The following is a 14,529-nucleotide window of genomic DNA, read 5'->3' on the forward strand; positions in this document are numbered from 1 at the left end:
TTATGCAAGACAGTAAGCACTCATCCGTCGATATGTCGGGGCTGCCAATCGATGACAAACCCGTACGGCGCATTGGCTACCTCATGCTGCTGGTCACCTTTGGCCTGTTTGGCGGCTGGGCAACCCTGGCTCCGCTCGACAGTGCTGCGCTCGCGCCGGGCGTGGTCACCGTCAAGAGCTATCGCAAGACCGTACAACATCTTGAGGGCGGCATCGTGCGCGAACTGCGCGTGCGCGACGGCGATCTGGTGAAAGCCGGCGATGTGTTGTTGGTACTCGATAACACCCAAGCGCGCTCGGAAATGGAAGCCATGCGTAGCCAGTTGATCGCCGCGCTCGAACTCCAGGCCCGATTGGTGGCTGAACGTGATGCGCTGCCCGAGCCACCGCTCGTACCTACGCTGGATCCCAATGATCCCCGAGTGCGCGAGGCTCGCGACAGTGAAGGACGGATCTTCCAGACCCGACGGACCTCGTTGCTGGGCGAAATCGGCTTGCTGGAGAAGTCCATCGGACAAATCGAAGAACAGATTCGCGGATTCAATGCCGTCATCGCCAGCAAGCAGAGCCTGGCCGCTTCCTATGAAGAAGAGATTGTCGACTTGCGTGCATTGCTTGCCGAAGGCTACGTGGACAAGCAGCGTCTGCGCGAGCAAGAGCGAAGTCTCTCTCGTCTGCAGGCCGAAATCGCCGAAAGCCGCTCCGAAAGCGCGCGTGCGCGGGTTCATATCGACGAGGCGCGGTTGAAGATACTGCAACTGAAAAAGACTTTTGCCACCGAGGTCGCAGGTCTGCTGGGCGATGCGCAGACCAAGGTCTATGAATTGCGCGAGCGGCTGGCCACCCTGCAGGACCGCGACCAACGCACCGATATCCTCGCGCCCGAGTCGGGAATGGTCATGGGTATGACCGTACACACGCTGGGCGCAGTGGTCAGTCCAGGTACTGCGCTGTTGGACATCGTCCCGGCCAACGAAGAACTGGTTGTTGAAGCACAGCTGTCACCGATGGACATCGACCGCGTCGCACTGGGCAAACTGGCGGACATTCGCTTCAGTGCGTTCAAGAGCAGCACCACGCCAGTCATCGAAGGGCAACTGGTGCAGATATCAGCTGATCGCCTGATCAACAAGGACACCGGCGCCGCTTATTACCTGGCACGCGTGGCCCTGACCGACAAGGGACGTCTGACCCTGGGTGATCTGACCCTGGTGCCAGGAATGCCGGTCGAAGTGCTGATTAATACGGGCGCGCGGACGCTGTTGCAGTATTTGATGCAGCCGGCCAGCAATGCTTTTGCCCGTTCGTTGATCGAGGATTGACATGAAGCTTCTGATCGCGATGAGTCTGGCCCTCGTGCCGCTTGGCGCTCTCGCTGACGACAGCTCGACGCCCCCTTACACAGACCTGTTGCAACTGCATCAGGAAGCCCAAGGGGCTGATCCGCGTATTTTACGGGCACAAGCCATGGTCCGTAGTGGTGAGGGCAGCGAGCGGGCGGCCTTTGGTCAACTGCTGCCACAGCTCAATGCCAGCGGCAGTGTTAACCGCAGTCGCCGCGACGACGATTTGAATCGTATTCAATACAACGGCAAACGCCTGGCGATGATGCTCAATCAGGTTATTTACGATCCGCAGGTCTGGCGCAGCTACCAAAAGTACGTAGAGCTGGCCCGCCAGAGCGAGTACGAATCCGATGACACCCAGGTGCAGGCCAGCATTGATTTGTCTGAGCGCTACTTCGCGGTTCTCGCGGCAGAGGACGAATTGGCCCTGGTACGCAGCGAGCTGGACGCGACCGAGCGCAACCTCAAGCGAGTCAATGCCTTGTATGCGCGCCAGATGGCTACGGTTACCGATGCGCTTGATCTTGAGTCTCGAGTGGATGCCCTCAAGGCTGACGAGATTGAAGCTCACAACACGGTCGAGGTCAGTCGTGAAGCCATTTCCGAACTGGTGGGGCGCGCCGTCCAGGAACCGTTCAAGCGCATCGGCGACAATCCGGCTTTCAGTCTGCCAGCGCAAGAGCAGGACTATTGGGTGCAGACGGCACTCGATAGCAATCCGGCGCTGCATGCTCGCGAGCACAATATTCGGGCGGCCGAGGCGGCTATCGCTGAAGCCAGGGCCGGTCATCTGCCACGGCTGGGCCTGAATTTGACGGCACAACGCAGTGATATCGGCTATGAAGGCACGTTGACACCCCGCTCGGACAACCTCGTCGCGTCCCTCGACTTGAATGTGCCGCTTTACAGCGGCGGTTCCATCCGAGCTCGAGTATCAAGCGCCGAAAGCGATAAGGAAGTCGCCCAGCAAGAGCTGGAAGCCTTAAGGCGTCAGGTCATCAGGGAAACCCGCACGGCTTATCTGGGCATGACAGCCGAGCTCAGCCGTATCAAGGCCACGCGTCGCGCGCTGCAATCCGCTGAAAAGTCACGGATAGCCACCGAGAAAGCCTTCGGATACGGCGTCAAGAATGCCATCGATGTGCTGGACAGTATCAAAGAAGAGTTTCGTGCACGGCGTGATTTTTATCAGTCCCAATACAAGTTCGTGACCCGTTTACTCGTGCTGCATCGTTGGAGCGGAAGGCTTGGGGAGAGTGATATTCGCAGGGCCAACGAATGGCTTGTTGCGCCATAGCCAGCGGATTTTAGATTATGAGTAGTGGCTAAATGATGTTAAATCCGCCGTTTTAATGCAAAATAAACCCCTTGTAGCGGCCGCATCCAGGAAGGGCCGTAGATTGCTCACAGGAGACTTAGTATGCCTAGTCCAATTGGTTTTTCATTTACTTCGACTGCAACGCTGACCGGCAACGCGCAAGTCGATAGCTTACTTTCCGGTACCTATTGGTTGGGCAACTCATGGAGCTCCGGCACCTTCACCACGCCCCTGACATACAGTTTCGTCACCGCAGGTTCACGTTTCGCCTTCAATTACAGCAGTGACAATGAGTATGAGGCCATCTATCTCCTGTCGTCTGCGCAACAAAACGGCATAATCAGTGCGCTCGACGCTTGGAGTTCAGTCGCCAACATCAAATTTACAAAAGTCGACGAATCCCTCATCAACGTTGGTGACTTGCGATTCGGCGGCTTTCAGGGCATGGATGACAACACTGCCGCCTGGGCCTATTACCCTGATGAAAGCCCCAGGGGCGGTGATGTCTGGATAGGGCCAGTGACGAATGCCCCGACTCCCGACAAGGGCACCTACGATTACATGGTCTTTACACATGAGATCGGCCACGCGCTGGGACTCAAACATCCGTTTTCCCAAGAACTGTCAAACCCTACGGTGCTTTCACCTCAGTTTGATGATGTTCGTTATACGGTCATGAGTTACAACGCGGCATATTCTTATCAGCCAACAACCCCAATGTTACTGGACATCGCGGCCATCCAGAGTCTCTATGGTGCGAACGCCCAATGGCAGACTGGCAATAACACCTATAGCTGGGCAACTGGTCAATCGGTTTTCGAGACTATTTGGGACGCTGGCGGCAATGACACTATCGATGCACGCAATCAGGCAGAAGCGGTTCGCATCAACCTGAATGAGGGCCAGTTCAGCAAAATCGGCCAGACGTTCACGGATTTCAGCACCCAAACTGCCTTCAATGAAGGGTTGGCGATCGCTTATGGCGCTAAAATTGAAAATGCCGTTGGCTCGGCCCTTGACGACACTCTGATTGGCAATGCACTAGGGAACGTTTTGAATGGTCTCGCCGGCGGGGACACTATGACCGGCGGAGCAGGCAACGACATCTATGTGGTCGACAGCCTCCAGGACATCATCAGTGAAACCAGTACCCTGGTGAGCGAAATCGACACTGTGCACTCTTCGGTAAGTTGGAGCTTGGGCGCCAACCTGGAAAACCTGACGCTGACCGGCACTGTCGGTATCAATGGCGGCGGCAACTTCCTGAGTAACGTGCTGACCGGCAACACCGGCAACAACGTGCTGGGTGGTGGAGGCGGCAATGATCGACTTGACGGCGGTGCAGGCAACGACACGCTGGTCGGCGGCACTGGCAACGACATCTACGTCGTTGACAGCCTCCAGGACATCATCAGTGAAAGCAGCACCCTGGTCAGCGAAATCGACACCGTGCACTCTTCGGTAAGTTGGAGCCTGGGCGCCAACCTGGAAAACCTGACGCTGGCCGGCACTGCCAGCATCAATGGCAGCGGCAACTTCCTGAGTAACGTACTCACCGGCAACGCGGGCAACAACTTGCTAGACGGCGGCAGGGGGGTCGATACTCTGATCGGTGGTGCCGGCAACGACATCTACGTAGTCGAAAACCTACGGGACGTCATCAGTGAGAGCAGCACCCTGGTCAGCGAAATCGACACCGTGCACTCTTCAGTAAGTTGGAGCCTGGGCGCCAACCTGGAAAACCTGACGCTGGCCGGCACTGCCAATATCAGTGGCAGCGGCAACTTCCTTAGCAATGTGCTGACCGGCAATGCCGGTAACAACGTGCTGGGCGGTGGAGGCGGCAATGATCAACTTGACGGCGGTGCAGGCAACGACACGCTGATCGGTGGCACTGGCAATGACATCTATGTGGTCGACAGCCTTCAGGACATCATCAATGAAAGCAGCACCCTGGTCAGCGAAATAGACACCGTGCACTCTTCGCTAAGTTGGAGCCTGGGCGCCAACCTGGAAAACCTGACGCTGGCCGGCACTGCCAATATCAGTGGCAGCGGCAACTTCCTTAGTAATGTGCTGACCGGCAATGCCGGTAACAACGTGCTGGGCGGTGGAGGCGGCAATGATCGACTTGACGGCGGTGCGGGCAACGACACGCTGATTGGCGGCACTGGCAACGACATCTATGTGGTCGACAGCCTCCAGGACATCATCAGTGAAAGCAGCGCCCTGGTCAGCGAAATCGACACCGTACACTCTTCGCTGAGTTGGAGCCTGGGCGCCAACCTGGAAAACCTGACGCTGGCCGGCACTTCCAGTATCAATGGTGGCGGCAACTTCCTGAGCAATGTGCTGACCGGCAACACCGGCAACAACGTGCTGAACGGTGGAGCAGGCAACGATAAACTCAACGGCGGCGCAGGCAACGACATGTTGATCGGCGGCATTGGCGCTGACGTCCTGACCGGCGGCACTGGAGCCGATCGATTTGTTTTCAATGCGCTGAATGAACTGGGTAAGGGAAGCGCTCGCGACGTTATTAACGACTTCAGCAGCATCCTGGGCGATAAGATTGACCTGTCGAAACTGGACGCCAATATCCTGACCACGCCAATCAACGGGTTCAGCTTCATCGACTCGAACGACTTCACCGGCGCGGGACAATTGCGCTTCGTTGATCAAGTGCTTTACGGCAACATCAACGGCAATCTGGATGCGGATTTCGAAATCCAGCTACTGGGCGTCAATACCTTCAGTGCCAACGATCTGATTGCTTGATCAAGCGGTGTCCGGACGCTTTGAGGCAGTGAGAGCTTGCCCAATACCGACTCGGCTTATAGCGACGCCCTGACTACCAATGGGCAATCGACTGGCTGGGCGCCCGACACCTCGAGGTTCTCGATCAGGTGCCGGGCAGCCCTGCGACCGATCTCGTAGTACGGCAGTTGGACCGTGGTCAGTGGCGGAATGAACAGCTCGGCGATGCCGATCATGTTGTCATAGCCGAGCACCGCAACGTCGCCGGGAATCTTCAGGCCACGGCCCAACAACAACTGATAGGCACAGAAGGCGATACGGTCGTTGCCGCAGATCAGAATGTCGAACTGCGGTCGCCCCTCGATGATGTGCCGGTCGAGAATGGCTGCGGTTTCACCGTAGGCATCGTGATCGGAAAGGACGTATTGCAGGAGTGCTTCAGGCGCCAGCCCAAAGGCCTGGCAGGCACGTTGCAAACCTTCTTGTCGCAGGCTCCAGGCAAGGCTCTGTTTTGGCAGATTGATACACAGAGGGCGCCGATAGCCTTGGCTCAAGGCGTGATGCACCGCTCGATGCTGCCCCGTTTCATCGTCGGGCACATAGCTGACCAGGCGAGTGTCATCGCCCAGGCAATTGGCGAGTACCAGCGGTTTGCTCTTTAAACGTTCGGGGATGCTCACCTGGCGCAACCCCATGGCACTGAAGATCAGCCCGTCGGGACGGTGCGACATCATCAGGTCGATGTTCTGCTCGGTGGGCGGGTTGCTCAACAGGTTGAGGATGAACACATTCCAACCGGCTTGCTGCGCGGTCTGCTCGATGGACAGCAGCAGCTCGACGGCGAAGGGGGTGGTGGCGGTATCCAGTGCGAACACACCGATGGTTCGCGCCTGGAGATTGTCCCCGCGCATCCTGCGTGCCGAAAGGCTCGGTACGAATTGCAGTTCGTCAATGGCGCGACGCACCCGCTGGAGGGTTTCGGGGCTCAGTTTTTCCGGATTGTTGAGCGCTCGAGAAACCGTCATCAGGGATACGCCGGCCAGCTGTGCAACGTCTTTCACTGAAGTCATGCGAGGTGCGGCCAGTCAGGTTGACACCGAATCATGACACAGGCCCCAGGCTTCTCGCGACTCGAATGACGATGCTCATAGCCACCCCGAGGCCAAAGGCCATGCATGGGTGATGGAGACGTCCCCGCCAGTTCCGCTTGCGAGTAATTTCACCCCCAGGCTGTCGGGCTGGGGGTAGATGCGGCTGCTGAGACTGAAGCGGCCGCTTTGCTCAAACACCTCGATGGACGAGCGGTCCAGAAACACACGCAGTTGCAGAGACTCTTGCTCCCGGTCGATCGCCACGCTGCGTTGACCGCTCACTTGTGACCCTGAACGACTGCGGTCGAGCACCAGGCGCTGCAGTGACGCATCGTAGTAAAGCAGGGTGTATTCATCGCCATCGGCACTGCATCGCAAGGCGATGCCCAGGGTGCCTTCGGTGCAGTCGAGTAAATTCAACTGCACATGAATCTCGAGCCTGTCGCCGTTCACTTGCGGCACCCACCGACTGCCCGATTCACCCCACGCAGGCGTGCTTGGCAACGACGCCTTGCGCAACGCCGTCAATTCCCGGGCCGGGAACACCCTGAGGCGATCAGCATGCAATTGCAGCTCGCGGGGCAGTCCGAGCATGCCGCACCAGTGATGGGCCTGGCTCGGCATCGGGCTTTCCCACATGTCGAGCCACGCCCATACCAGGCGTCGACCATCAGCAGCCTCCAGCGTCTGCGCGGCATAGAAGTCATGGCCGTTATCCAGCTCGATAAACGGCCCGCCGTTGAAGTGCCATTGGCGGTCGAGTTGCCCTACGCGATAACCGGTCTGGTACTTGTTGAGTCGGTCGTAGCCCTCGGGGTGCATGCCCTGAGGGGAGTACAGCAGGACATCGCGGCCATCGAGGCGAAACAGATCCGGACACTCCCACATGTAACCATCGCCCTCGTTGCCGCTGGACACATAGTCGAGGAACTCCCAGGCACGCAGATCGGTGGAGCGGTACAACGGGAGCAAAGGCGTATCACCCTGGCGTGCGCCAGCAATCAGGTACCAATCGTCGTTGTCTTTCCAGACCTTGGGATCACGAAAATGCATGATCGTGTCTTGCGGTGCGGTTTCGATGACGGCGCCATGCTTGACGAACCGGATGCCGTCAATGCTGGTGGCAAGGCATTGGACCTGACGGATGCGGCGTTCGTCACCCACTTCCCCCAGCCAGGTGTGCCCGGTATAGATCAACGCCAGCGTGTCATCACACACCACCGCACTGCCGGAAAAACACCCGTCGCGGTCAAAGTCATCACCCGGCGCCAGTGCGATGGGCAGGTGCTGCCAATGAACCAGGTCAGCACTCTTGGCATGCCCCCAATACATCGGGCCCCATTTCGCATCGAAGGGGTGATGTTGATAGAACACGTGATACTCGCCACGGAAGTACACCACCCCATTCGGGTCGTTCATCCAGCCCGCGGGCGGGGCAAGATGGTAATCGGGGCGATAGTCGTCGGTGACGCGAGACAGGCCAGCGCTCAGCGCCTGTTGCGCAAGCTCAAGGGTAGCGGACATTGGAGCGTTCATGGGATTCACACACACGGTCATAGGGCGCCTGCTCGTGCCGAGCGCTGGGCAATGTCATCCAATGGGGTTTCGAGGGTTTGGGGATGGCGCCTCAAGGCCGTACCGTCGGCATTGAACAGATGCAGATTGTCGCTCTCCACCTGCAGTTCGACCCGATCCCCCACGCGCCACCCGGCGTGAACCTCGCAACGACAGATCATTGGCTCCTCCTGGCCGGTATCGAGGTGCACATAGGTTTCGCTGCCCAGGTATTCGACCCCAATCACGGCGATGCCAGCAGTGCCCTGTGTCGCCTTGAGCGCTACATGCTCCGGGCGAATCCCCAGGCTCAGTTGGGTGTTGGCCGCCAGGCCCGAGCTGTCAAAGGGCAGGGCGGTCCTGCCCAATACGAGGCTTTCAACCAGGCTGTTTGCGCCTGGCGTATGCAGGCTCGCAGCAAGAAAGTTCATCCTGGGCGAACCCAGGAAACCGGCGACAAAGCGAGTGGCCGGGCGCTCGTAGAGCTCTCGCGGCGAGCCAACCTGCTCGATGCGGCCGCCTTTGAGCACGACAATTTTGTCGGCCAGGGTCATCGCTTCAACCTGATCGTGGGTCACGTAAATCATGGTGGTGCCCAGTCGAGCATGCAGACGGGCGATTTCGTTACGCATCTGCACCCGTAAGGAAGCGTCCAGATTGGACAGCGGCTCATCGAACAACAAAATGTCCGGCTCCCGCGCCATGGCCCTGCCCATGGCCACCCGCTGACGCTGCCCGCCCGACAGTTCCTTGGGCTTGCGTTGCAGCAGTTTATCCAATTGCAGGATTTGCGCGGTTTTCAACACGCGCTCACGCAGGCTGGTCTTTTCGGTCTTGGCCAGTTTCAGACCAAAACTGATGTTGTCGTAGACGCTCATGTGCGGGTAGAGCGCGTAAGACTGAAACACCATACCGACGCCACGCTCGCGCGGCTCCAGGTCATTGACCCGGCGGCCGTCGATCAGCAGGTCGCCGGCGCAAATGGAGTCCAGCCCGGCGATCAGTCGCAGCAGGGTCGATTTCCCGCAGCCCGAAGGGCCGACGAACACCACGAATTCACCGGCGGCGATTTCCAGGCTGACGTCGCGAAGAATGCGCATGCCGCCCAGTTGTTTGTTCACGTTATCCAGTTTCAACTTGATCACGATGCTGTTCCTTCTTGTCTTTGTTGGGCATCAACCCTTTAACGCGCCGGTAGTGAGGCCGGAAACGATTCGGCGCTGGAAGATCAGCACCAGAATCACCAGTGGGACGGTGACCAGCACCGAAGCAGCCATCAGCAGCCCCCAAGGCAACTCATGGGCGCTGCCGCCGGAAATCAGGGCGATGGCCACCGGCACCGTGCGTTGCGTGTCGGTGAGGGTGAAGGTCAGGGCAAACAGGAACTCGTTCCACGCAGCAATGAAAGCCAGCAGGCCGGTAGTGACCAGCGCCGGCCAGAGCAGCGGCAACAACACGCGGGTCAGGGTGACCCAGGGCGAAGCACCGTCCATGATCGCCGCCTCTTCCAGCTCATGGGGCAGTTGGCCCATGAACGTGGTCAGCACCCAGACGGTGAAGGGCAGGGTGAAGATCGTGTAGCTCAAGATCAGCGCCCAGGACGTGTTGTACAGGCCCAGGGCGCGGATCACCTCGAACAGCCCTGACAGCACCGCGACCTGGGGAAACATCGACACGCCAAGGACCATCATCAGCACCGTGCCCCGCCCACGAAACTTCACCCGGCCCAAGGCATAGGCGGCGGTCAGGCTGAGGAACAGCGCCAGTGCGACCACACTCAGGGCAACCACCAGCGAGTTGCCGATCGCCCGCAAGAATGAGGCCTGTTGGAGCACGGCGGCATAGTTGGAGAAGTCGGGATTGTCGACCCAGTAGCTCACCTGGAACAAGGCGCTGGACGGCTTCAACGAAGTCACAATGGCGTAGTAGAAAGGGAACACCGCATACAGCAGCAAAATCCCGATCAGGCACCAGAACCCGACGCGCAACAGCGCTTTTTTCAGTAGGCGCGGGCTCATGAGCGAACCTCCATTTGACGGCGTCCTAGATACAGGTAAGCCATGGCGATCACCGCAACCACCAGAAACAGCAGCGTCGAGGCCGCGCTGCCGTAGCCCACATCCTGGAACTCCACCAGGTGCTGGCGGGCGTAGACCGACATGCTCATGGTGCTCGACGAGTTGGAGGTCAGCACATAGATGACGTCAAACACCCGCAACGAATCGAGAATGCGGAAGATCGCCGCCACCAGCAACGCCGGCATCAGCAGCGGCAGGGTGACCCGCCAGAACACCTTCAGCGGATGAATGCCATCGACGCGGGCGGCTTCGTAGCAATCGCCCGGCAACATCTGCAAGGCCGCCAACATCAGGAGCGTGACGAACGGGACGGTCTTCCAGACGTCGACGATGATCACTGCCCACATCGACAGGTCTGCGTCTGCCGTCCAGGCCAGGGGCGCGTCAATCAAGCCGACGCCCAGCATCAGATGATTGATGATGCCGAACTGGTCGTTGAGCATCCATGACCACATCTTCGCCGAGACAATGGTGGGTATTGCCCAGGGAATCAGAATCAGTGCCCGTACCAGGGCGCGCCCGGTGAACTTGACGTTCAGCAGCAGCGCCACCAACAGCCCCAGCACCATTTCCAACCCCACTGAGACCACGGTGAAATGCAGGGTGTTGCGCACTGCGTTCCACCATTGTGGATCGACCAGGATGCCCGACCAGCCGGAGCTGTCGTGGAACAGGTAGTTGCTCAAGCCCACGAAGGTTGCGTCGCCGGTGTCGGCCAGACTGGCGTCGGTCAGGCTGAACCAGAATGTACGCAGCAGCGGCCAGGCCGCCACCAGGGCCAGACACAGCAGCATCGGAGTCAGGAACAGCCAGGCGGCGCGAACCCGGCGGCGTTGTACCGGCGTTTCCAGGACGGGCAGCAGCTCGTCACCGGACGCCAGGGTAGTGGAGACAGACATGGTGATTTCCTTCCTTGTGGCTTACCAGTTCCGGCGCTTGATGCGTGTCAGTTCGCTTTCCAGTTCAGTCAGCGCCTGATCGACCGGCACCTCGCCGGCCAGCACGCCATGCACTTGATCGAAGAAGGCATTGGAGACCCGTGGATAGCGGTCGGCGGTTATTGACGCGGGGCGCATGACCCCGTCATTGAGAATGCTGCGCAGTTGGCTGTAATAAGGCATCGCCGCGAGCAACTCGGGGTCTTGATAAAGTGATTCGATCACCGGGTTATAGGCGCCGACCAGGGCACGATGTTTCTGCTGCTGAGCACTGCTCAGGTAGCTCACCAGTTCTGCGGCCAGCTTGGGATTGGCGCTGTAACGCGACACCGCCAGGCCCCAGCCACCGAGGGTGGACGCGTGGGTGCCCGTCTCGCCACCGCGGGGCAGGGGAGCCACGCCGACCTTGTCTTTTACGACGCTATCCGGGCTTTGCACCAGGGCCCAGACATACGGCCAGTTACGCATGAACAGCGCATTGCCCGACTGGAATACACCTCTTCCTTCTTCTTCGGTGTAGTTGAGTACGCCGCGTGGGGAAATATCTCCTACCCAGCTCTTGGCCAGCGTCAACGCCGTTCTTGCCGCCGGGCTGTTGACCACGATGTCGCCTTGTGAATTGACCAGCCCACCTTGCGGCTGGCTGCTGATCCACTCCAGTGCATTACACGTCAGGCCTTCGTAGGCGCGACCCTGGAAGACGTACCCCCAGGCATTGGCGTTTCCGGCATTGCGCTCAGCCTGTTGGACTTCCCGGGCAGTTGCAGTCATTTGCTCCCAGGTCTGCGGCACCTGCTTGTGGTACTTCTCGAGCAAGTCCTTGCGGTAATACAGCAGGCCCGAATCGGTGAACCAAGGCATCGTCACCAGCCGACCGTTTACCGTGGCGTTGTCCACCTGGGCCTGGAAGTAGCCCTCGGTCGCGTTGGCAGGGAGCACCTCGCGCAGGTCCATCAGATGTTTGGCCAGCATCCCCGGCCACACCATATCGATTTGAATGATGTCGATGTCGCTGGACCGGGCACTCAGGATCTGTTGGTAGAACGACAACCTTTCGGTGGCCGAGTTAGGCGTCGAAACCACTTCGACACTGTTGCCGGTCTGCTTCGACCAGGCGTCGACAGCCTCCTTGCACAGCTGCAATTCAGCACCCACCGCACCGCAGGAGATTGTCAGGTTGGCGGCGGTCGAGAGGGATGGAAGCCCGACACAAAGGCCGAGCAGCGCAGCAGGAAGGAGCGATTTGAGCTGTTTCATAAAGCCCTCTTTATTTTTGTTTTTAGAAAAGTTAACGTTAACATCGCCAAATGTAGCAGCGTATTTGCGATGAGGCATCCTTTTTTTCATGGTTTTTGACAATTCAAAGGCCGAGAAAAAAGACCATTGCGGGAACACAAAAATAAAAACAAAACAGGGAAATCCACATGCAGAAAGCATCAAGCTGGCTTCTCGCAGGCGTGCTCGGCACCTCGGCAGCCACCGCTCACGCAGCGACGCTGGAAGAACGCATGGCCGCGTTCGAGGCTCGTGCCAGTGCCGCGGAAAAACGTGCAGCGGCCGCCGAACAGCAAACCCAGGCCCTGGCCAGGGAACTGCAACAACTCAAACGCGCCGCTCCCGCCCTCCAATCAATGGCATCCCCTGCAAGTGTCGCCACGTCGACGCTGGACACGCGGCTGGCAAAACTCGAAGCCCATCAACAGAGCCCGGAAAAAAAGGACAGCGGTGCACACCTCACCGACGGGTTCAGCTTCAAGGGCTACGCCCGCTCCGGTTTGCTGGTCAATGACGGGCTGGGGGGCGGTCGTGGCGGCCCTTATACGACCCCGGCCGGTTCGGTGGGCGGCGCCGTCGGACGACTCGGTAACGAGGACGACACCTACATGCGTATCGACCTGTCGAAAGAGCAGTACGCGCAGAACGGCACCCGCTCGAAATTCACGGTGTCCATTGCCGATGGCGTAGAAAGCTCCAATGACTGGACCGCCGACGAAAGTAACCTGAACGTGCGCCAGGTGTTTACCGAACTGGACCATATCGCGGCGTTCAAGGGGAACTCGGTGTTCGAGAACTCCACCCTTTGGGCAGGCAAGCGGTTTGACCGGGACAATTTCGATATCCATTGGCTGGACTCGGACATCGTCTACCTGGCGGGCACCGGTGGTGGCATCTACGACGTGCAGATGAATAAGAACTGGCGCTCGAATTACTCGCTGGTCGGGCGAAACTACGGGGAGTTCAGTGACGGCGGCGTCAACGCTGATGTGGAAAGCTACGTCCTGACCTCCAACCAGTTTTTCGACAATGGGCAGTGGCAATGGATGTTCAACGCCATTGGCGCCAAGGAAAATGACATCGGTACACGTAGCAATGAAGCGGGCCTGACGCCTGCGGACTCCGGCTTGCACAGTATGGTGGCCAATCACCAGAAGACCTTTTTCGGCAGGGAAGGCTTCTTCAAAACGGCGTTGCTCTACGGCCAAGGCCTGGGGGCAGAGGTCAAGAACATTGGCTCGGACGGCGAACTGATCGACGACGCCCGCGCTTTGCGTCTGGCGCTCTACGGTGAGACACCCATCGCTCCCGGCTGGCGCATCGGTCCGAGTTTACTGGCCGAGCAGAGCAAGGACCGCTACGTCAAAGGGGATGACTACCGCTGGATGACACTCAATGTGCGCCTGGCCAATGAAATCAACAGCAATTTCGAAATGGCCTACGAGATGAGCTGGCAAACCATGGACCTCGATCCCAAGGGCTACCTGCAGCGCAATGCAGTCAACGGTAACTTCTGGAAGTTCACGATTGCCCCGACTTTCAAGCCTGATTTTGGGGACCTTCTCACACGCCCCGAACTGCGTGTGTTTGCCAGTGTCATGGACTGGTCCTCGGATCTGGACAGATACAGCGCCGCCGATTCGTTCGGCAAGTCTGACTTCAATTCAGGCGGCGTGTGGCAATACGGGATACAGATGGAAACCTGGTTCTAAAGGGCTGGGGCATCTTCGAAGAGAATCACACCGTCAGGTTGACCTCCGCGGCCTCGTCAAACTTCAACCGGGCCGCTTCAACCTCCGGCAATTTGTCGAGCGTCCATTTATGCAGTTCGCGAAATGGCTGCTGCAGCGTTTGACCAAGTGAAGTGATCTCATACTGGACCGCCACGGGCGAGAACGAAATCACCTTGCGTGAGACAAGGCCATTTCTTTCCAGCCGCCGCAGGCACTGTGTAAGTGCTTTCTGAGTAACGCCCTCCAGCCGGCGCTTGATGGCATTAAAGCGGTGCGGGCCATCATCCAGCACCGCCAGCACCATCATTGACCACTTATCGGCGATCTGGTCGAACAGAGCCCGGCTTGGGCACTCCGACGAGAAACATTGCGGCTTTAATTCCAGCATCGAAGTTTCCTCGCATATACCTAGGCGACTCTAAGTGCCTAATTGACATTT

General features: G+C 58.7%; 11 protein-coding genes. 4 read left to right on the forward strand and 7 right to left on the reverse strand.

Annotated elements, in window-relative coordinates:
• The first annotated feature begins 2 nt into the window (after nucleotides 1-2).
• The 3 genes from AAIS01_RS05625 to AAIS01_RS05635 all read left to right on the forward strand — a co-directional run bounded on the left by AAIS01_RS05625 (nucleotide 3) and on the right by AAIS01_RS05635 (nucleotide 5,442).
• Nucleotides 3-1,322, forward strand: a complete 1,320-nt coding sequence (locus AAIS01_RS05625) for an HlyD family type I secretion periplasmic adaptor subunit (RefSeq protein ID WP_343468170.1) — start codon at nucleotides 3-5, stop codon at nucleotides 1,320-1,322.
• A 1-nt stretch (nucleotide 1,323) separates the two neighbouring features.
• On the forward strand, nucleotides 1,324-2,643 hold the full coding sequence (locus AAIS01_RS05630) for a TolC family outer membrane protein (RefSeq protein ID WP_343468171.1): 1,320 nt from the start codon (nucleotides 1,324-1,326) through the stop codon (nucleotides 2,641-2,643).
• 123 nt (nucleotides 2,644-2,766) lie between these two features.
• Entirely contained in the window at nucleotides 2,767-5,442 is a 2,676-nt protein-coding gene (locus AAIS01_RS05635) for a M10 family metallopeptidase C-terminal domain-containing protein (RefSeq protein WP_343468172.1), read from the forward strand.
• Between the two features lie 56 nt (nucleotides 5,443-5,498).
• Here the strand turns inward: AAIS01_RS05635 and AAIS01_RS05640 are convergent, their stop codons facing one another.
• The 6 genes from AAIS01_RS05640 to AAIS01_RS05665 form a co-directional block, all read right to left on the reverse strand.
• A complete protein-coding gene (locus tag AAIS01_RS05640) occupies nucleotides 5,499-6,491 on the reverse strand; it encodes a LacI family DNA-binding transcriptional regulator (protein WP_343468173.1) in 993 nt (330 codons plus the stop codon).
• 75 nt (nucleotides 6,492-6,566) lie between these two features.
• Complete coding sequence (locus tag AAIS01_RS05645; RefSeq protein WP_343468174.1) at nucleotides 6,567-8,069, reverse strand: glycoside hydrolase family 32 protein; 1,503 nt, start codon at nucleotides 8,067-8,069, stop codon at nucleotides 6,567-6,569.
• Nucleotides 8,066-9,211 carry an ABC transporter ATP-binding protein gene (locus tag AAIS01_RS05650; RefSeq protein ID WP_343468175.1) on the reverse strand — a complete coding sequence of 382 codons (1,146 nt, stop codon included), beginning with the start codon at nucleotides 9,209-9,211 and terminating at the stop codon, nucleotides 8,066-8,068. The genes AAIS01_RS05645 and AAIS01_RS05650 overlap by 4 nt, the downstream gene beginning before the upstream one ends.
• Nucleotides 9,212-9,241: 30 nt before the next feature.
• Entirely contained in the window at nucleotides 9,242-10,084 is an 843-nt protein-coding gene (locus AAIS01_RS05655; RefSeq protein WP_343468176.1) for a carbohydrate ABC transporter permease, read from the reverse strand.
• Nucleotides 10,081-11,043, reverse strand: a complete 963-nt coding sequence (locus AAIS01_RS05660) for a carbohydrate ABC transporter permease (protein ID WP_343468177.1) — start codon at nucleotides 11,041-11,043, stop codon at nucleotides 10,081-10,083. Before AAIS01_RS05660 ends, AAIS01_RS05655 begins: the two co-directional genes overlap by 4 nt.
• Before the next feature lie 21 nt (nucleotides 11,044-11,064).
• Nucleotides 11,065-12,339 (reverse strand): ABC transporter substrate-binding protein, encoded by a 1,275-nt coding sequence (locus tag AAIS01_RS05665; protein WP_343468178.1) that lies wholly within the window; start codon nucleotides 12,337-12,339, stop codon nucleotides 11,065-11,067.
• A gap of 167 nt (nucleotides 12,340-12,506) precedes the next feature.
• Here AAIS01_RS05665 and AAIS01_RS05670 point away from each other — a divergent pair, with 167 nt between their 5' ends.
• Nucleotides 12,507-14,069, forward strand: a complete 1,563-nt coding sequence (locus tag AAIS01_RS05670) for a carbohydrate porin (protein ID WP_343468179.1) — start codon at nucleotides 12,507-12,509, stop codon at nucleotides 14,067-14,069.
• A 25-nt stretch (nucleotides 14,070-14,094) separates the two neighbouring features.
• On the opposite strand, the gene AAIS01_RS05675 is transcribed toward AAIS01_RS05670, so the two are convergent.
• Nucleotides 14,095-14,478 carry a winged helix-turn-helix transcriptional regulator gene (locus AAIS01_RS05675; RefSeq protein WP_343468180.1) on the reverse strand — a complete coding sequence of 128 codons (384 nt, stop codon included), beginning with the start codon at nucleotides 14,476-14,478 and terminating at the stop codon, nucleotides 14,095-14,097.
• Nucleotides 14,479-14,529 lie beyond the last annotated feature (51 nt).

It is taken from the genome of Pseudomonas halotolerans (assembly GCF_039581215.1).
Taxonomy (GTDB): domain Bacteria; phylum Pseudomonadota; class Gammaproteobacteria; order Pseudomonadales; family Pseudomonadaceae; genus Aquipseudomonas; species Aquipseudomonas tehranensis.